This is a genomic window from Cobetia marina, assembly GCF_001720485.1.
In the GTDB taxonomy this organism is placed as follows: Bacteria; Pseudomonadota; Gammaproteobacteria; order Pseudomonadales; family Halomonadaceae; genus Cobetia; species Cobetia marina.
In genome coordinates this window covers 2,978,019-2,996,713 of sequence record NZ_CP017114.1, presented here as the reverse complement: position 1 = coordinate 2,996,713, position 18,695 = coordinate 2,978,019, and the positions used below count along the sequence as shown (strand labels likewise).

Below are 18,695 nucleotides of genomic sequence, written 5' to 3'. Positions count from 1 at the left end.
CGTGTGTGACGTCACGAGTGGTCTGTCAGCGCGTGCGCTGGACGTTCGGCATGACTCTCTTCAGCGGCGGTCCACCAGCGCGGTGGTGTAGGGCTGATTGACCTCGCGCTCACTGACCACTCTGACGCCGTCGCTCGTGCCCTTGGCCAGCGACTCGAAGATGACGCGATACGCCAGTACTGCCTTGACGTACTCACGGGTTTCCTTGAAGGGAATGCGCTCGACGAAGCGGTCATATTCGCGCGGGGTATCGGCCAGCCAGCGATCCACGCGGCCCGGGCCTGCGTTGTAGGCCGCCGCTGCCGCAAGGCGATTGCCGGAGTAGCGGTCTAGCATCTCGCGGATATAGGTGCTGCCGAGGCGGATGTTGGTGTCCGGGTCACCGAGCGCGGCATGGCTGGGCGTGGCAAGCCCCAGGTCACGACTGACCTTGGCCGCCGTGCCCGGCATCAGCTGCATCAGCCCACGGGCACCCACGGGCGAGGTGGCGGTAGGATTGAAGGCACTCTCGCGACGCGCCAGTGCCATCAGCATCCAGGGGTCCACACCGGCGTTGGCCCCATAGCGCTGGAAGTCCTGCTGCCAGGCGGGCGGGAAGCGCCAGGACAGGCCATCCCACAGCTTGCCGCGAATGGTTGCGAACACGGTCAGGTCATACCATTGCTGCTTGAGGGCGTAAGCCGCCAGGCGACGCGCGCCGGCGTCATCGGCCTGGCTCACGGCATTGAACCATTCCGAACGCGCCAGACCGATCTCATCGATCTCCATCAGCGCCCTGACACGCCTGACGGCCGGGGTGCGGGCAATCTCTGCCAGTTGCGCATCATCGAAGGTCTGGTCATCGCGATTGAGCGAATAGGCCTTGCCGATCCGGTCCGAGGCGAGGAAACCATAGAAGTTGCGTTCGCCACTGGCGCGTGCCCAGGCGGCACGTGCCTCATCCCGGCGTCCCAGGCTGTCATCCGCACGGCCCAGCCAGTACTGATAACGGGCTTCGCCACTGAAGCGTTCCGGCATCTTGAGGACCCATTCGCGTACCTCGCCCCAGGCGCCATCGCGAATGGCATTGCGCATGCGCAGGTCGAACAGCTCCTCATCATCGAGCATGGCCAGGCGCTCATCCACCCAGCCCTGGTTGTTGGGAATGTCACGTACCAGGGAATACCAGGCCAGATCACGCTCGACCTCATGACGCTGCTCATCGCTCAGCGGCATGTGCGGGCTGACCTTGCGCCAGGCCTCCAGGGCTGCCTCGGTATCCGCGCGCACGAAGCCATGCATGGCAGCGACACTGAGCGCGGCAAAGGCATGCCCACCGTGACCCAGATCGGTCGGAATCCGGGTAATGGCGGCAAAGTTGCCATCCAGCTGCTCGCGTGCGGCGATGGCCTGCTGCCAGTTACCCGACAGCTGGCGTTCCAGGTAGCTGACCATGCTGCCCTGACCGGCGGCCCAGGCGAGCATCATGCGTTCCCAGACGGCCTGATCATCGATCACGCCACGTTCGCGCAGCGTCGAGAACAGCGGGTCACAGGCGGAATCCTGCGAGCCCGAGACATGCCAGAGTTTCAGGCCGCCTTGCGAGGCGCTGGCGAAATCATTGTTCAGCTGTGCCGTGTAGTAATGGCACTGACGGCTGGCGCCGGCCGGCACGCCATCGCTGACCTCGAGCAAAGCATCATGGCGTCCGGTGCGCCCGTAGGCCGAGATGGCCTGGCCGCGCATCCACTCCGCCAGGGGGGAATCGGCGTGACGCTCCATGAAGGACAGGACTTCCGCCGGCGTTGCGTAGGGCAGGCGTGCCTTGAGCTGGTGATATTCGATATAGCCTTCCAGCACATGGCCGTTGACGGCGACCTGCTGGATATCCTGGAAGCGCTTGGCTCGGGCATCCTCCAGCGCAGCGCGGAAGCTCTGATCACTGGGGGTGGCCGCTTGCAGCGGCAGGCTGAGGCCCAGCAGCAGACCCAGGCTTGTCAAATGGCGCAACGATGTGAAGCGGCGCATGGCGCGGGCGCCGCGGCCCGATGGGGGAACGAACTTGCCTAGTGTCACCTGGAGACTCCTGCGATGAACGAGGTGAAGAGGGCTGAGGCGTCGCCCGCATCTTGCGTAGACGCCCCAGTGCCCCGATGTCGTGTATCAGGGGTTGCAGAGATAGCACCCATTGAGGGCTATCGTGGCAGCCGATGACGAGGAATGACAGTGTCGATGGATGCTGACAGTCACAATACATGCAATACCTGCGATACAGGCAATGTACGAGGAGTGTTCCCATGGGCAAGGCAATGTGGTTGACCCGCCTGTTTGGTCGCCGACACGTATTGGGCAAGGCCGGAGCGGCATTGCGTACACTCGTTCCGCTGTGCCGTGACGTGATCAGTGGACGTTATCGTCCGGTGCCGTGGAAGGCGCTGGGACTGGCCGCAGGTGCGTTGCTCTATCTGGTCTCGCCGCTGGACCTGATCCCCGACATGCTGGTGGGGCTGGGGATTCTGGATGATCTGGTGATCGTGACCTGGTTGCTCGGCAAGCTCGATGATGCGCTGGCCGACTATCGCCTGTGGCGCGGCGAGGTCCCTGACCCCGAGCCTTCCGATCCCTCGGCGCCCTGACGACGCTGGCTGGCCATGCGGTGGCAGCGCACTGCCCATTGGCCGCATGGCGGCGATGAGGATCACCTGTCATGCTCGTGAGGGATCATCAAACACCAGTTTGAACCGCGTCGTGCCGGTGACATGCACACGCGCCCTGGCGGACGATGCCTTTCATGACGAGTCTCGAGGAAATCCTGCATGCTGATCTATGCCTGCCTGCTGTTCGCGGCGCTGATGCTGGTGCTGACCAAGGCGCCCGTCGCCTGGGCCCAGCAACGTACCGGACGCTATGACAACCATGACCCCCGCGCGCAGCAGCGCGAACTCACGGGCTTCGGGGCGCGTGCGCTCGCCGCGCATCAGAACAGCAACGAGGCGTTCCCGCTGTTTGCCGCCGGGGTGCTGGTGAGTGTCATCGTCGCGCCCGGCGCGCCGATCGCCACCACTCTGGCGGTGATCTTCGTGCTGGCGCGTCTGGGGTACTGGGGCTGCTATCTGGCGAATATCGCGCTCTTGCGCTCCCTGCTGTGGGGCGTCGGCTATCTGGTCTCCCTCGCGCTGATCGCGATACCGCTATGGATGTGACGGTGACGGCGTCGGAGGCGACGAAAGACGGGCCGCACAGTCTGCTGGGGCTGGCCGTCAATCGCGCTGACGTGCCGGCGGCGGGAGGAGGGCTGGATGACGCCAGCTGGGTGAGGGCGCTGACGGGGTTCGTGAGCTTCATTCCGCATACCGCGAGATTGCAGGTCAGTGTCGATGAGGTCGCCGCGCCGGCCGTGCGCATGACGTTACCCTGGCAGGCGGCACTGGTGGGGGACCCGCATCGCCACCTGGTGCACGGCGGCGTGCTGACGATGTTCGCCGACACCCTGTGCGGCAGTGCCGTCCTGACGGGCCTTGAGCGTCCGGAAGTCTGCCCGACGCTGGATCTGCGTCTCGATCATTATCGTCCCGGGGTGGAAGGCATGGCGTTGATCGGCGAGGCACGCGTCCTGCGTGTCACCGAGTCGATGGTCTTCACCGAAGCGCAGATCTGGCAGCAGCCGGGCAAGCTTCTGTGTCGCGCCATCGGCAACTTCGTTCGCCTGGGGGCGCGCAATACGCCTCCAGGGTTTGGCGAGGCGCTGATGGCCGCCGCGCAGGGACACCCATCGGCCGGGGCGGCCGGCTCTGTCATCGATGACCCGCAGAAGACCGCTGACGACGAGGCGCTCCCTGCCGTGTCGCAGCCGTTCGTCAGCCGTCCGGGGGACGGGCTGCAGCATGCCCGGCGTTTCGTCGAAGGCCAGCGCACCCGAGGGGATCTTGCCGACCTGCTGGCAAGCCTGCCCTACGCCAGAGCCATCGGGCTGGGCCTGTGCTCCCTGGCGCCCTCCTCGTTGGCAGAGGATGACCCGCTGCCGACCACCCCGCTTCGCTATGCGATGGCCGCCATGCCCGAGAACGTCGGCAACCCCATGTTGCCCGCCGTGCATGGAGGCGTGCTGGCGGCCGCGATGGAGACGGCCGCCACGCTCGAGGTGCTGCGCTTGAATGGCCGTGGAGGGCGTCAGGCGCGTCTGCCCAAGTTGATCGATTTCTCCATCGATTATCTGGCCACGGCGCGGGGTGACAGTGTCACGCGCATCGATTGTGAGGTGCTGCGCGAGGGACGGCGCATGGCCAACGTGCGCGTCAGTGCCTGGCAGCACTCCAGTCAACGGCCGGTCGCCAGTGCGCGCATGCATTTCGTGCTGGAACCTCTGGCAAGAGAACAAGAGGCCTGATCCTCAGCCACCTTCGTCAGCGACACCTCAGGGCACCCCGCGCGGGTGCCCTGTCGTCTCACGCCTGGCCTGACGGAACCTGCTGAAGAAATCAGCGCGACGCCGAGCGCAATATGCTGCCTCTAGTGCCTTGAAATCGTTCATCCTTGCCCCATATCTGGTCCATGAGAGCGTGACTCGACCCGTCCCCGAGAATGACGGGCGAGCCTTCGCCACCACCTTGCAGCGGTGACGCAGGTTGCCGCCGGTTTCCACATCAGGCACAGACATAGAGGGGTCCTTCACGATGACCACCGCCACCCACACCGAAACGCATGGCTTCCAGACAGAAGTGAAGCAGCTGCTTCACCTCATGATCCACTCGCTGTACTCCAACCGCGAGATCTTCCTGCGCGAGCTGGTCTCCAATGCCGCGGATGCCTGCGACAAGTTGCGCTACCAGGCGCTGGACAACGATGCCCTCTACGGCAACGACAGCGAGCTGCGCATCGAGATCGAGCACGATGCCGACGCGAAGACCATCACCCTGCGTGACAACGGCATCGGCATGAGCCGCGATGACGTGGTGGCCAATCTGGGCACCATCGCGCGCTCCGGCACCGCCGAGTTCATGAAGAACCTGTCAGGTGACCAGCAGAAGGATTCGCGTCTGATCGGCCAGTTCGGTGTCGGCTTCTATTCCGGCTTCATCGTCGCCGACGAGATCACCGTGCGCACCCGTCGCGCCGACCTCGATGCCGACCAAGGTGTCGAGTGGAAGTCCCGTGGCGAGGGCGAGTTCAGCGTGGCGGACATCGCGCGCGCCGAGCGCGGTACCGAGATCGTGCTGCACCTCAAGGACGATGCCCTCGAGTTCGCCGATGAACATCGCCTGCGCAACCTGGTCACCAAGTACTCCGATCACATCGAACTGCCGGTGCGCATGCAGCGTGTCGAGAAGGACGAAGAAGGCAACGAGCAGATCCACTGGGAAACCGCCAACTCCGCCACTGCGCTGTGGGTGCGCTCCAAGTCCGAGGTCAGCGACGAGGAGTACAAGAACTTCTACAAGCACGTCTCTCACGACTTCTCCGACCCGCTCAGCTGGAGCCACAACAAGGTCGAGGGCAAGCTCGAGTACACCAGCCTGCTGTTCGTGCCGGGTCGTGCGCCGTTCGACCTCTACCAGCGTGATGCCGCGCGTGGCCTGAAACTCTACGTGCAGCGCGTCTTCATCATGGATGACGCCGAACAGTTCCTGCCGCTGTACCTGCGCTTCATCAAGGGCGTGCTGGACACCAATGACCTGTCCTTGAACGTCTCGCGTGAGCTGCTGCAGCAGGACCCGCAGGTCGACAAGCTCAAGTCCGCGCTGACCAAGCGTGGCCTGGACATGCTCAAGAAGCTGGCCAAGGACCCCGAGCAGTACCAGACCTTCTGGAACCAGTTCGGCTCCGTGCTCAAGGAAGGCCCGGCGGAAGACTACGCCAACCGCGAGAAGATCGCCGAGCTGCTGCGCTTCTCCACCACGCATACCGACAGCGCCACTCAGGATCAGTCGCTGGCCCAGTACGTCGAACGCATGAAGGAAGGTCAGAGCAAGATCTACTACCTGGTCGCCGACAGCTTCAACGCCGCCAAGTCCAGCCCGCATCTCGAGATCTTCCGCAAGAAGGGCATCGAGGTTCTGCTGCTGACCGACCGTATCGATGAGTGGCTGATGAGCCACCTCACCGAGTTCGACGGCAAGTCCTTCGCCGACGTCGCCAAGGGCGATCTCGATCTCGGCGATGTCGAGAACGAGGAAGAGAAGAAGGCTCAGGAAGAGACTGCCAAGGCCAAGGAAGATCTGGTCAAGCGTGTCAAGGAAGCGCTGTCTGATAGCGTTCAGGAAGTGCGTATCACGCACCGTCTGACCGATTCCCCGGCCTGCGTGGTGCTGCCGGAGCACGAGATGGGCTACCAGATGCGCAAGATGATGGAAGCCGCTGGCCAGCCGCTGCCGGAAGTGAAGCCGATTCTCGAGCTGAACCCGGAGCACGCCCTGGTCTCGCGTCTGGAAGGCGGCGAAGGCGACTACTTCACCGACCTCGCTCACGTGCTGCTCGATCAGGCCATCATCGCCGAAGGTGGCGCGCTGGAAGACCCGGCCGCCTACGTGCGTCGCCTGAACGGCATGCTCAGCGCCTGAGGCGACTGACCGGACACGTCACCTGGAGGCTCAAGTGCCCGTCGTGACAGGTCGTTCGTGACCGGCCATGCTTGACGTGATGCCCCCGCAGCCCCGGCTGCGGGGGCATCGTGCGTTTCAGACATCGTGCGTTTCAGGCATCGTGTATTTCAGCAACCGTGCCTGTCAGCCTGTCAGCCTGTCAGCCTGTCAGTCTTTCGTGTCGCTGGCGATGAGATGGGCTTCTCCAGACGGCATTTTTGGGGTTTCATGCAGCCTCATGAGATACGCTGCCAGTGATTATGCGTCTTGGATGTGTCCATTCTCATCACATGTCTCATCACATGAGCGCCGCGCATGACCTACCTGCTTTCCTGTCGACTCCCGAACCGTCATCAGTCCCTGCAGCCTCTCGCGATGGCTCGTGGCCTGCTGGCCACCGGCGAGCGACTCCTGCGCCGTTTTGCCAGGTCACGCATGCAACGTCGATCCGGCCTCTGCCTTTTGATGGTGGTGATGGCCGTGTGCTCGGTCGCCGAGGCGGCACGCCTGGATGACGAGCTGCTGGTCAGGGACACCACCCATCAGATGCCGGACCTGCGTGTCCTTGCTGCCGGCAATCCACGCAAGGTCGCCTTCTTCGAGCTGATGATCCCGCTGGTGGTGGCCCAGAATCAGCGTCTTTCGGAACAGCGTGACTGGCTGCAGGCGATGCGTCGGCGAGCAGGCGAGGCCGGCAGAGACTACAGCGAGCGTGAGCAGGAGCGATTGAATGCCCTGTGCGAGCAGGCGCAGCAGCGCTGCAGCGTCAGCGCCGCGGACATCGGCATTCCCTGGGACGACCTGCTGGCGAGCATCGATACCCTGCCACTGGACATGGTGATGGTGCAGGCCATCGAGGAGTCCGGCTGGGGGACGTCCGGTCACGCCCGCAACGCCAACAATCTGTTCGGCATGCGCTGCTTCACCTCCGGCTGCGGTACCGGCCGGGCAGGGCGTGAATATCAGCGCTTCGAGAGTCTGGAGGCGGGGCTGGCCGCCTATTACCAGAACCTCAATGCCAACCCGCGTTATGCCAGGATGCGCCAGCTGCGGGCCCGCCTGCGCAATGCCGGTGAACGGGTGCGCGCCGAGGATCTCATCCCGATGCTGGGCGCCTATTCGACCCGGGGCGAGGCCTACTTCGCGACGCTCAATGAGCTGTTGCGCTGGAATCGCGGCCTGATCCGTACCGTGCGTGAGCGCCTGGCGGCCAATGGTGTCTTGTCGTGAGCCCTGGTGCTGGATATCGTCCTGCGTGAATCGCTTGTCCCACGGTCTGACAGAAGGGATCATGCCCCGATGCATCTGAGCAATGATCAACGGCGGATTCTCGCCCACCCCTTTCCCTCGCGACTGCGCGATCGCACGCCGGCCACCAGTGCCGAGAACAGCGATTGCGTGGTGGTGCGAGCCTGTGCCGGCAGCGGCAAGACCGTCCTGATGGTGGAGCTGGCGCGGACCTATGCCGATGAGATCCTCATCTATACCTCACTCAACCCGGCGGTCGCGGGACGTACGGCCAGCCAGCTGCCGGCCAATGTCCAGTCCCTGTCGTTGCACCAGCTGGCGCGTCAGGCGCTGCAGGAAGAGTACGGCGACAAGCTCAAGCGGCAGCCGGACATCACGCGCCGACTGTCGCCCCAGAGCCTCAACTGGCTGGGCAGCCTGTCCAGTCAGTCGCGCAGCCTGATCGCCCAGGGACTCAATACCTTCTTCACGCTGAGTGATGCCGTGCCCATGCCGGAGCATCTGCCGGAGGGCTGCGCCGACCGCTTGAGCGCCAATGAGCTGCGCCAGCTGGTCGAGAGCATGCGACTGGTGTGGGAGTGCCTGCTGGACCCGGCGGACCATCAGCAGGCGCTGTCCTTCAATGCCTTGCTCAAGCTGTGGTCCCAGCATGGTCAGTCGCTCGATGCCGATCTGGTCATGCTGGATGAGGCCCAGGACGCCACGCCGGCGCTGCTGGCCATGCTGAGACGTCAGCGCTGTGATCTGCTGCTGATCGGCGACCCACACCAGAGTCTGGCACGCCAGGCCGAGGGGCTGAGCTCGCTGGATTCGCCGCTGCTTGGCGATGCCACCGTCTATTCCCTGCCGGGGGCCTGGCGATTCGGGCCGTCACTGGCCGCGCTGGGAACGCGTCTGGCGGCCTGTTCCCCGACCTCGCGTGAGCAGGCCATGAGCGGTCTCGGGCCTGCCACGCGTCTGGCGGCACCAGGTGTGCGTGAGGCCTTGCTGACCGCCGGCGCGCGACATGCCGTGATCAGTGCCGGGCCCATCGCGGCGCTGGGTGAAGCGCTGGCACTGCATCAGCGTGGCATCGCGGTGGCATGGCTGGACGGCATCGAAGGCTATCCGCTGGCGGGTCTGCTGGACCACTGGCGCCTGTGGCGCTGCCACCAGCTGGCGGAGCAGGGCGACAGGCACGAGCAGCAGCAATGGTGGCGTCAGTTGCCGCCAGCACTGACGCGGCTTGGCCAGACCCCGGCACAGGTGCTGGGGGCTCTCGCGCGTCTCGATGATCATCAGGCGCGCAGCCTGCACGAGCTGGCCTCCTGGTACGCGCAGGCGCCGCTGGATCAATGGATCGGTGAGCTGCGCAGGCAGGATGGTGATCTGCAGGCCGCCATCCTGGCCGACCAGACCGTCACGCTGCCTTGCGTCATGCTCGGGACCGTCTTCCGCGCCAAGGGCCTGGAGTTCGATTGCGTCGTGCTGGCGGATGACCTGATGTTGCCCGGTGAACGACAGCAGCTAGCCAATCAGGTGCTGGTCACCAATCTGACCTACACCGCTGCCACGCGGGCACGACAGCTGCTGGTGCTCAACGAACGGCTGAGCCACTGGTGGCAGGCGCAGGCCGAGAGTGAGCGCTTCCCTCTAATCCAGGAGTTGCCCGCCGAGATGCTGGCGATGTGGCGTCCGGCCGTGGGGGGGCAGGCGGCGGGGGCTGCCCATGGCAGCCGTGCCCCTCACCCCTGGTGGGGACGTGCGCGGCTGGCCGAACTCGCCCTGACGCCCCGCAAGCGTCTGATGCTCAAGCGGACTCATCAGGCCGTCGACGAACCAGTGCGTCCGACTCGGGCCGCCGCCGAACACCGACAGACCGGTGCCGAGCTGGCCCCCGATGTGCAGACCCGGCCTCGTCACGACGACGGCCTCCAGGCGCTGGAGCGTCAGGCGCACAGGGACAGCACGGCGCGCAAGCTGTATGACATGGCCAGCCAGTTGCCGCCGGGGCGTCCGCCAGGGGGGCTGCGTAGCCTGTTGACCCCTGAAGCGCCTCCCGCGACAGCCCCTGGGACTGGCCGTGACGAGGAGCGTAGCTCCCGTGAATCCCCGGATGGCGCCGTCACGCCCCCGCGTCCGCGCGACCCGCTTTCCGATGAATGAATCCAGCGAAGACAGCCCGGCTGTCGGAGATAACGTGCCTGATCTGATGTCATTGAGCTTCAACAACCGCTACGCCCGTCTGCCGGAGCACTTCTTCAGTCGTGTTGCGCCGCAGCCACGTCAAGGCACTCGCCTGGCCGATGTGAGTCCTGACTGCGCCCGCCTGCTGGGCCTGGGCTCGCTGGTGGCGGAAATGGCGTCAAGCCGGGAGGATCGCGAGTCACTTCGCCTGCTGATGGCGGGGGAGCGCCTGCTGCCGGGCATGGACGCGCTGGCCCAGAAGTACACCGGGCACCAGTTCGGTCATTACAACCCGCAGCTGGGCGATGGGCGCGGCATGCTGCTCGGTGAGCTTCAGACCGAGAACGGCAGCGTCTTCGACCTGCATCTCAAGGGAGCCGGGCGTACGCCATATTCCCGCTTCGGTGATGGGCAGGCGGTGGTGCGCTCCAGCGTGCGCGAGTATCTGGCCAGTGAATACATGGCGGCGCTGGGCATCCCGACCAGTCGCGCGCTGGCATTGGCGGTGAATGCCGAGCAGGTCCAGCGCGAGACGCTCGAGCCCGGTGCCACCGTGCTGCGGGTCTGCGAGAGTCATCTGCGTTTCGGACATTTCGAGTGGCTGGCGCACTCCGGCCGTCACGCCGACCTCAAGACGTTGATCGACCACGCCCTGCGTGAGCACTTCCCGGAGTGTCTGCCCGACACGGAGAAAGGGGCATCGCGCGCAGGTGAAGCGCCCAGCGCGCCGCTGGCGGATGAGACGCGCATCGCCGCCGCGCTTTTGATGTTCGAGACAGTGATCACTCGCACCGCGAAACTGATCGCGGCCTGGCAGGCCTACGGCTTCGTGCATGCCGTGATGAACACCGACAACATGTCGCTGCTGGGGCTGACCTTCGATTATGGCCCCTATGCCTTCCTCGATGGCTACGAAGAGAATCTGATCCCCAACCATACCGACCAGGCCGGGCGCTATGGGTTTGCCCAGCAGCCGGGCATCGGGCTCTGGAACCTGGAGCGCCTCGGGATTGCGCTGTCGCCGCTGATCGATGTGGAAGCGCTCTCCGCCGCGCTGGGCGCCTATGAAGGCGAGTTGCAGCGCGAATATGCTCGCCTGATGCGCGCGCGTCTCGGGCTGCCGGATTCCCGGGATGAGGACATGACACTGGTGCAGCAATGGCGTGAGCTGCTGGCGGCCGGCAAGGTGGATCACACCCACGCCTATCGTCTGCTCAGCCATTGGGATGTCACGCAGGCCGCGCCGGAAGCGCTGGTCGTGCGCCTGGCGGGCGAGCGTGGGCCGCACGGCAACTCGGCACAGGCGCGCGATGAAGCCTCGGCCTGGCTTGCACGCTATCAGACACGTGTCATGGCCATCGGGCTCTCCGCCGATGATGAGCGCCAGCGGCGCCTCGCCATGCTGGGTGTGAACCCGCTCTACGTGCCGCGCACGCATCTGTTGCTGGAAGTGATCGCGCGGGTCGAGCAGGGCGATGACACGACGCTCGAAGCGTTCCGTGAGCGCTTGGGTGCCCCGTTCCATCGTCCTGAAGAGGGCAGTCTCGAGGCGGCGCAGGCACTCGGTCAGGCGCAGGGTGTCGAGGCGGAACTCGTCGATGACTGGACACGCCCGCCGGCGGCGAATGCCGCACCGATCTGCATGAGCTGCTCTTCCTGAGCCGCGCCTGGCGAGAGGGCTGGACCGCTTTCTGACAGTGCAAGCGCTGGCCGAGCATCCGCTGGGCGCAATGCCGGGATCACGCGCTGGCACTCACCTCGGCGCCATCACGAGGGGAGGCTGCTTCGGTGGCATCCCTTTACCCGTGGCAATGGCGGCAACAGCCATAAGCTTGAGATTATGCGATGCATAACACAAAGCTGAGCTATTCTTGGAAGGGCCTGATTCACAAACTCATTGGAAATCAGTCGCTTGGCGAGATGTAGAGTGTCGTTCAGGCATAAGCTCACTGTTATGTCGCGCATAACGTTAGCTTTATGATTGATTTTATTGCCTTTTTTGCAATGCAGCGCTTGACCCTGATATACCGACGAGAAAAGACTGATACTGGACACTCATCGTGTCACAGGGGATGTCAGGCCTCTTGGCCGTGCGTGACCCGCGGCTTGCGATTCCGGCACGCCTCACCTGTGACAGACAATAACGTCGCTGAAAGCGCATCGGGCAGGCAAGGATGACGCGAATCAGCGCTCAACAGGAACGACGCCATGAACCTTTCAAGGCTGGCAGCCTCTGGCATGAACATGGATGTGAAACGAGGTGCGCGATGCTGAATATTCTTGTCGTGCGTGAAATGCGTGCGCCCGATACTGTCTCGCAGGCCGCAGACGGACAGCAGGGCAGCGCAGACCCCACCCTGGCGCGCGGAGAATGTCGTGTCGCGCTGGACCCGGTGACGGCCGGCAAGCTGGCACGTCATCTGGACAGCGCCATCGCTGACTCCGGCGACGCCATCGTGCACGTGGAGAGCGGCGCCGGGCGCCATGCGCACTTCGATGATGCCGCCTATGCCGAGCAGGCCGGAGTCGCCATCGTCGCCGAGCAGGACATCCCGGCGGCACGTGCCGCGGCGGACCTCATCCTCTGCGTGCGTACGCCCAGCGAGTCCCAGATCAACGACTTCCGTGAGGGCGCGGTCATCGTGGCCCTGATGACGCCGTATCAGAATCCGCAATTGATCCAGACGCTTGCCCAGCGCGGGCTGACCAGCCTGTGCATGGAGTTCGTGCCGCGCATCTCGCGTGCCCAGAGCATGGATGCCCTGTCCTCCCAGGCCGCCGTGGCCGGCTATCATGCCGCACTGCTGGCGGCCAACGAGTCCTCGGTATTCTTCCCGATGCTGACCACCGCTGCCGGCACCGTGCGTCCGGCACGTGTCGTGGTGGTCGGGGCCGGTGTCGCGGGGCTGCAGGCCATCGCCACCGCCAAGCGTCTCGGCGCGCAGGTCTGGGCCTATGACATTCGCGCAGCCGCCCGTGAGCAGGTCGAGTCGCTGGGGGCCAAGATGATCGATACCGGTGTCGATGCCTCCGGTGAGGGTGGTTACGCCCGTGAGCTGACCGATGAGGAGCGCGCCCAGCAGGCCGAGGCACTGGCGCGTCACATGGGCGATGCCCATGTGGTGATCTCCACCGCGGCGATTCCGGGGCGTCCTTCGCCGCGCATCATCAGCCGCGAGATGGTCGAGGGCATGAAGCCCGGCGCCGTGCTGGTGGATCTGGCGGCGGAAGGGGGCGGCAACTGTGAGCTGACCCAGCCCGGTGCCCGGGTCGAACATGGCGGCGTCACGGTACTCGGCCCGCTGGACATGGCCTCCAGCCTGTCGGTCAATGCCAGCGAGATGTACGCCAAGAATCTCTTCAACCTGCTGACACCCTTCATGAAGGATGGCGAACTGTCGCTGGACTTCGAGGATGCGGTACTCGGCCCGATGCGCCTGACCGAAGCGGGCCGCATCACCCACGATGACGTACGCGCTCGCGCGGAGGACGCCGCATGATCGAAGGACTCTCAGCCATATACATCCTGATGCTGGCGGCCTTCGTCGGCTACGAGGTCATCTCCCGGGTACCGGTGATCCTGCATACGCCGCTGATGTCCGGTTCCAACTTCATCCATGGCATCGTGCTGGTCGGGGCGATGATCGCCCTCGGCCAGGCCGAGACCGGCATGCAGCAGTTCATCGGCTTCATCGCCGTGCTGCTGGGTGCGGGGAACGCGGTGGGCGGCTACGTCGTCACCGAGCGCATGCTGGAAATGTTCAAGGCCAGTGATCGCAGCAAGGGCGCTGACGCGGCCAACGCCATCAACGACAAGGAGGCTCGCTGATGAACTGGCTGGTCGAAACAGGATATTTCGCCGCGGCGGTGGTCTTCATTCTGGGCCTCAAGCGCATGTCGCACCCCACCACGGCGCGCAGCGGCATCCACTGGGCCGGGATCGCGATGGTCGTGGCCACGCTGCTCACCTTCCTGCACCCGCAGATTGACGGGCGCTACGGGCTGATGCTGCTGGCCATCGTGATCGGTGGCGGCATTGCCTGGTACTCGGGCAAGAAGGTCGCGATGACCGACATGCCGCAGATGATCGCCATCTACAACGGCATGGGCGGCGGCGCGGCGGCGGCGATCGCCGCGGTCGAGCTGATGCGCATGAGCGACAACCCGGGACTGATCGAGCAGCACGGCTCGCTGGCCCTGTGGCTGGGCGTGCTCGGCGCCTTGATCGGTGCGGTGGCCTTCTCCGGTTCCATCATCGCCTGGGCCAAGCTGGACGGGCGCATCAAGAAGGCTGTCCATTTCCAGAATCAGCAGCTGATCAACATGATCGTGCTGGGCCTGGCGATCTATCTCGGGGTGGTGATCGCGGCGGTGGAGCCGTCAAGCTCGCTGGTGATCGTGTTCTTCGTGCTGGCACTGCTGTTCGGCGCCATGCTGGCACTGCCCATCGGCGGCGCGGACATGCCGGTGATCATCTCGCTGTTCAATGCGCTGACGGGCCTTGCGGTGGCAATGGAAGGTTTCGTGCTGGGCAATGCCGCGATGATCATCGCCGGTACCGTGGTCGGGGCGGCGGGTACGCTGCTGACCCAGCTGATGGCCAAGGCGATGAACCGACCGATCCGCAACGTGCTGTTCAAGCAGTTCGGTGGCGCAAGCGGCGCGGAGCAGGGTGAGATCGAAGGCAGCATGAAGGCTTCTGATCCGATGGACGCTGCCGTGCAGCTGGCCTTCGCCGAGCGCGTCATCATCGTGCCGGGCTATGGTCTGGCGGTGGCCCAGGCGCAGCACAAGGTCTGGGAGATGGTCGAGCTGCTGGGCGAGCGTGGAGTGGAAGTGCGCTTCGCGATCCACCCGGTCGCCGGTCGCATGCCGGGCCACATGAACGTGCTGCTGGCGGAAGCCGGGGTGCCCTACGACATGATCGCGGACCTGGACGAGATCAACAACGACTTCGAGAACACCGACGTGACGCTGGTCATCGGCGCCAATGACGTGGTCAATCCGGTCGCCAAGAACGATCCCTCTAGCCCGCTGTACGGCATGCCGATCCTCAATGCCGATCAGTCACGCAACGTGCTGGTGATCAAGCGTGGCCAGGGGGCAGGCTTCTCGGGTGTCGAGAATCACCTGTTCTATCTGGACCACACGCGCATGGTCTATGGCGATGGTCAGAAGGTGGTGGGCGACATGATCACGGCGCTCAAGACACTCTGAACTGACTGCCGGGCGGTGATCGCTGCCTGATGCAAGACGCGATGGCCATCGGCCTTCGTGACGACGCCGGCAACTTCCGGGGCTCCTGCCTTGAGAGTTGCCGGCGTTTTCGTGTTCGCCATCCCTCATCAAGGAGAGTTGAATATGACGTCATCGCCACCACTGTCAGGATGTCATCGCCCACGCAGGCTTTGGCTTGCGAGGGCAGCCCGACAGGTGCCGACGATAGGCACTGACTAGAGGTACAATGCGCGACAGTTGCCGAATCCGCGTTTCTTTCTCCTTCTTACGCCACTATCAGGAGTCTTCATGTCTGCCTCTTCACCCGCTCCTCGTCGCGCCATCCGTGATCGCGAGCTTTCGGAAAGTGCACCGCAGGCAGCCGGCTTGAATGTCTGTGTGCTGGGCGGCGGCAGCTTCGGCACCGCGATCGCCTCGATCGCCGCCGACAATGGTGCCAATGTCACCCAGTGGATGCGTGATGCAAGCCAGGCCGAAGAGGTCAACACCGAGCACCGCAATTCGGGCTATCTGCCGGATTTCGTCATCAACTCGGCCGTGCGGGCCACCACCGACATGGCAGAGGCCCTCAAGGAGGCGGAACTGGTGTGCGTGGCGATTCCCTCCAAGGCGTTTCGCAGTGTGGTGCGTCAAGCGCGCCCGCATCTGCGCGAGGAGCAGATTCTGGTCGCGACCACCAAGGGGATCGAGAGCGAAGGCTTCACCCTGATGAGCGAGGTGCTGGAAGAGGAAACCGGCTTCTCCCACATCGGCGTGCTCTCCGGCCCCAATCTGGCCAGTGAGATCGCTCAGCGTCAGCTGACCGCGACGGTGATCGCCTCGGATGACCCCTACACCCGCGCACGCGTGCAGACGGCCTTCGGCTGTGATTACTTCCGGGTCTATGCCAGCAATGATCGTTACGGGGTGGAGCTGGGCGGGGCGCTGAAGAACATCTACGCCATCGCCGCGGGCATGGCGGCGGCCCTGGGCATGGGGGAGAACACGCGTGCCATGCTGATGACACGGGCGCTGGCCGAGATGAGCCGTTTCGCCGTGGCCAAGGGCGCCAATCCGATGACCTTCCTCGGCCTGGCTGGCGTGGGGGATCTCATCGTCACCTGCTCGTCGCCATTGTCGCGCAACTACCGGGTCGGCTACGCCCTCGGGGAGGGGCGTACTCTGGATCAGGCCGTGGAGGTGCTGGGGCAGGTCGCGGAAGGTGTCAATACGGTGCGGCTGGTCCAGGATGAGTCAGAGCGTCTGGAGATCTACATGCCGCTGGTGAATGGCATGGCCAAGGTGCTCTTCGAGGATGTCGATCCTCACCACATGGCCCGCGCCCTGATGGGCGGTGAGCAATCCACGGATGTGGAATTCGTGCTGTCGCGCGAGTCCGTCAAGCAGGCGCGTCAATTGGAACCTGATGGCTCCTGAAGACTCTCAATTCCATGGGGTGGTTTCGGCTGAGTGGTGCCACCCCGTTCCTCGCTCGGCGCTCCGGCCGTGCGAGCACTGTCATCGACCGGCGAGGGCGGATCTTCGTCCCGCGCGGTAGTCACCCTTCAGGAGAAAGCCATGAGTGTATTGATCATGCGTCACGGGGAGGCAAGCTCCGGCTCGCCGGACGCCAGCAGGGAATTGAGCGCCCGAGGGCGTGAAGAAGCCCGCCGCATGGGGCAATGGCTGGCGCATCAGTTGCCCGCGGAACGCCGTGCCCGTCTGACCCTCGTCGTCAGCCCCTTCACCCGTGCCCAGCAGACGGCGCAGGAAGTCTCCTCGGCGCTCAAGCTTGCCGGTGAGCAACAGACGACTCTGGAAATCATCACCCCGGATGACCCGCTCACGCCGGTGCTGGATTGGCTGCAGACCCACGTCCCGCCCTGCAGCGAGGCGCGTGAGCCGCGTGATTGGCTGATCATCAGCCACAACCCGCTGGTGTCGAGCCTGGCCAGTGCGCTGGTGGATGGCCCCGGCAGCACTCAGCTGGCCTTTGCCACCGCGAGTCTGGCGTGGCTGGATGCCGATATCTGGGCGGCAGGTCTGGCGGACCTGCACCACTTCGTCAGCCCGGCGGAGCTTTACTGAACACGCGCAGGCGCGTGCCCGGGACCGGGACCGGGACATGAGCTTCAGACGCAAGCGCCCCCGTCAGCCATTCGCTGTCGGGGGCGCTTGCGTTGCGTCATCCGAAGGGTGCTAGACCAATCCGCTCAGCTTGAGGAGGAAGATGCCCAGGGTGATGGTGAGCGCGGCCATCAGGGTACTGATGGCGATGATGTTGGCGGCGAGGCGATCATTGCCGCCCATGGCCCGCACCATCACGAAGCTTGCCGCCGCCGTCGGTGAGGCGAAGAACAGGAACAGCACACCGAGTTCCGTGCCGCGAAAGCCCAGCAGCACGGCGAAGGCCGTGGCCACCAGTGGCACGCTGATCATCTTCATCAGGCTGGCACTCAGCGCCAGCTGGCGGCCTTCGCGAAGTGAGCGCATCGAGAGGGTGCCGCCAATGCAGATCAGCGCCAGCGGCAACGTCATGCGCGCGAAGTAGTCACCGGAGGTTTCCAGCCACTGTGGCAGCTGCCAGCTGAACGCCGCGAAGGGCAGCGCCGCCAGGACACCGAGAATCAGCGGGTTGGTGATGATGCCGCGCGCGATGGCACTCCAGCTGGTGCGGCCATCGCCCAGATAACTCGATAGCACCACCACTGACAGCATGTTGTAGGACAGGATGACGACGCCCATCAGGATGCCGCCCATCGACAGGCCGAGATCGCCATAGAGGTTGGCTGCCAGTGCCAGCCCGACGATGGCACAGTTGCCACGAAACGCCCCCTGGACGATCTCGCCGCGCTCCTTCAGCGGAATGCGCCAGATGGCCCAGCCCCACAGCAGCAGGAAGGTCCCAAGCGTGGCGCAGGCGAAGTAGAGCAGCATGCCGGGGCGCAGGGCGTGATCGAGGTCCGCTCGCACGATGGACAGAAACACCAGTGCGGGCATGGTGCCCTTGAAGACCAGGGAAGAGGCGGTGCCGATGAAGGTGTCATCGATCCAGCCGAGACGCTTGAGACCCAGTCCCAGAAATACCATCGCGAAGACCGGCACGGTGATGTTGAGTGTCGCGACGAACAGCGCCAGCATGTCGTTCATTCCAGTCTCTCGCTCATGTCAGTCTCTCGCTCATGTCAGTCCGCCCTCAGATCAGCCAGAAGCCGGTGATCAATGCTGCCGTCAGCAGTGCCCAGAACAGGCGATTGCGCAGGCGTGTGTCACGCTGCGGGCGCCTGGTCGAGCGCTCGTCCGTTGAAGACTCCAGGTCCTCGGGTGTCGGTGAGGCGTTCGACCGGGAGCCGGAAGAGGGCGAGTTGACGTGCGGATCGGGCATGGGAACTCCTGGAAGGGTGAGCGCGTGGTCCCGGCGCCTCACGGATGTCCGGCGCCTCGCCTTGCGGCAGAATAGCGCCAGCATATCAGGATTTTGCAGCGCAGCAGACTGGAAGGCGCGCG

At 64.6% G+C, this 18,695-nt stretch carries 15 protein-coding genes; 12 read left to right on the top strand and 3 right to left on the bottom strand.

Annotated features, from left to right (window positions below; genetic code table 11):
* Positions 1–60 precede the first annotated feature (60 nt).
* Positions 61–2,055, bottom strand: coding sequence for a transglycosylase SLT domain-containing protein (locus BFX80_RS12580; protein WP_240499570.1), 1,995 nt, complete (start codon positions 2,053–2,055; stop codon positions 61–63).
* 221 nt (positions 2,056–2,276) lie between these two features.
* Between BFX80_RS12580 and BFX80_RS12575 the strand changes: the two genes are divergently transcribed.
* The 12 genes from BFX80_RS12575 to sixA all read left to right on the top strand — a co-directional run bounded on the left by BFX80_RS12575 (position 2,277) and on the right by sixA (position 17,276).
* Positions 2,277–2,615 (top strand): YkvA family protein, encoded by a 339-nt coding sequence (locus BFX80_RS12575; protein WP_077372313.1) that lies wholly within the window; start codon positions 2,277–2,279, stop codon positions 2,613–2,615.
* A gap of 180 nt (positions 2,616–2,795) precedes the next feature.
* Positions 2,796–3,182 (top strand): MAPEG family protein, encoded by a 387-nt coding sequence (locus tag BFX80_RS12570; RefSeq protein ID WP_084209092.1) that lies wholly within the window; start codon positions 2,796–2,798, stop codon positions 3,180–3,182.
* 2 nt (positions 3,183–3,184) lie between these two features.
* Positions 3,185–4,366 carry a PaaI family thioesterase gene (locus BFX80_RS18155; protein ID WP_240499569.1) on the top strand — a complete coding sequence of 394 codons (1,182 nt, stop codon included), beginning with the start codon at positions 3,185–3,187 and terminating at the stop codon, positions 4,364–4,366.
* A gap of 286 nt (positions 4,367–4,652) precedes the next feature.
* A complete protein-coding gene (gene htpG, locus BFX80_RS12555) occupies positions 4,653–6,536 on the top strand; it encodes a molecular chaperone HtpG (protein ID WP_084209091.1) in 1,884 nt (627 codons plus the stop codon).
* Between the two features lie 336 nt (positions 6,537–6,872).
* Complete coding sequence (locus BFX80_RS12550; RefSeq protein ID WP_084209090.1) at positions 6,873–7,787, top strand: glucosaminidase domain-containing protein; 915 nt, start codon at positions 6,873–6,875, stop codon at positions 7,785–7,787.
* A gap of 69 nt (positions 7,788–7,856) precedes the next feature.
* Positions 7,857–9,950: an AAA family ATPase gene (locus BFX80_RS12545; RefSeq protein ID WP_084209089.1), complete on the top strand. Its 2,094-nt coding sequence runs from the start codon at positions 7,857–7,859 to the stop codon at positions 9,948–9,950.
* 34 nt (positions 9,951–9,984) lie between these two features.
* Positions 9,985–11,631: a protein adenylyltransferase SelO gene (locus BFX80_RS12540; RefSeq protein WP_167593041.1), complete on the top strand. Its 1,647-nt coding sequence runs from the start codon at positions 9,985–9,987 to the stop codon at positions 11,629–11,631.
* Between the two features lie 607 nt (positions 11,632–12,238).
* On the top strand, positions 12,239–13,471 hold the full coding sequence (locus BFX80_RS12535; RefSeq protein WP_205632706.1) for an NAD(P) transhydrogenase subunit alpha: 1,233 nt from the start codon (positions 12,239–12,241) through the stop codon (positions 13,469–13,471).
* Entirely contained in the window at positions 13,468–13,800 is a 333-nt protein-coding gene (locus BFX80_RS12530; protein WP_077372330.1) for an NAD(P) transhydrogenase subunit alpha, read from the top strand. The genes BFX80_RS12535 and BFX80_RS12530 overlap by 4 nt, the downstream gene beginning before the upstream one ends.
* Entirely contained in the window at positions 13,800–15,188 is a 1,389-nt protein-coding gene (locus tag BFX80_RS12525) for an NAD(P)(+) transhydrogenase (Re/Si-specific) subunit beta (protein ID WP_077372333.1), read from the top strand. Before BFX80_RS12530 ends, BFX80_RS12525 begins: the two co-directional genes overlap by 1 nt.
* A 309-nt stretch (positions 15,189–15,497) precedes the next feature.
* Positions 15,498–16,625: an NAD(P)H-dependent glycerol-3-phosphate dehydrogenase gene (locus BFX80_RS12520; RefSeq protein WP_084209087.1), complete on the top strand. Its 1,128-nt coding sequence runs from the start codon at positions 15,498–15,500 to the stop codon at positions 16,623–16,625.
* A gap of 141 nt (positions 16,626–16,766) precedes the next feature.
* Entirely contained in the window at positions 16,767–17,276 is a 510-nt protein-coding gene (gene sixA, locus BFX80_RS12515; protein ID WP_084209086.1) for a phosphohistidine phosphatase SixA, read from the top strand.
* 111 nt (positions 17,277–17,387) lie between these two features.
* On the opposite strand, the gene BFX80_RS12510 is transcribed toward sixA, so the two are convergent.
* Entirely contained in the window at positions 17,388–18,338 is a 951-nt protein-coding gene (locus BFX80_RS12510) for an AEC family transporter (RefSeq protein ID WP_077372342.1), read from the bottom strand.
* A gap of 46 nt (positions 18,339–18,384) precedes the next feature.
* Positions 18,385–18,573, bottom strand: coding sequence for a hypothetical protein (locus BFX80_RS12505; protein WP_084209085.1), 189 nt, complete (start codon positions 18,571–18,573; stop codon positions 18,385–18,387).
* Positions 18,574–18,695: the final 122 nt, after the last annotated feature.

What these genes read in the sequence shown, in the direction of transcription:
- BFX80_RS12525 (WP_077372333.1), top strand. Translation starts at nt 13,800, where the DNA reads ATGAACTGGCTGGTCGAAACAGGATATTTCGCCGCGGCGGTGGTCTTC.
- htpG (WP_084209091.1), top strand. Translation starts at nt 4,653, where the DNA reads ATGACCACCGCCACCCACACCGAAACGCATGGCTTCCAGACAGAAGTG.
- BFX80_RS12575 (WP_077372313.1), top strand. Translation starts at nt 2,277, where the DNA reads ATGGGCAAGGCAATGTGGTTGACCCGCCTGTTTGGTCGCCGACACGTA.
- sixA (WP_084209086.1), top strand. Translation starts at nt 16,767, where the DNA reads ATGAGTGTATTGATCATGCGTCACGGGGAGGCAAGCTCCGGCTCGCCG.
- BFX80_RS12570 (WP_084209092.1), top strand. Translation starts at nt 2,796, where the DNA reads ATGCTGATCTATGCCTGCCTGCTGTTCGCGGCGCTGATGCTGGTGCTG.
- BFX80_RS12550 (WP_084209090.1), top strand. Translation starts at nt 6,873, where the DNA reads ATGACCTACCTGCTTTCCTGTCGACTCCCGAACCGTCATCAGTCCCTG.
- BFX80_RS12510 (WP_077372342.1), bottom strand. Translation starts at nt 18,338, where the DNA reads ATGAACGACATGCTGGCGCTGTTCGTCGCGACACTCAACATCACCGTG.
- BFX80_RS12535 (WP_205632706.1), top strand. Translation starts at nt 12,239, where the DNA reads ATGCTGAATATTCTTGTCGTGCGTGAAATGCGTGCGCCCGATACTGTC.
- BFX80_RS12530 (WP_077372330.1), top strand. Translation starts at nt 13,468, where the DNA reads ATGATCGAAGGACTCTCAGCCATATACATCCTGATGCTGGCGGCCTTC.
- BFX80_RS12545 (WP_084209089.1), top strand. Translation starts at nt 7,857, where the DNA reads ATGCATCTGAGCAATGATCAACGGCGGATTCTCGCCCACCCCTTTCCC.
- BFX80_RS12505 (WP_084209085.1), bottom strand. Translation starts at nt 18,573, where the DNA reads ATGCCCGATCCGCACGTCAACTCGCCCTCTTCCGGCTCCCGGTCGAAC.
- BFX80_RS12520 (WP_084209087.1), top strand. Translation starts at nt 15,498, where the DNA reads ATGTCTGCCTCTTCACCCGCTCCTCGTCGCGCCATCCGTGATCGCGAG.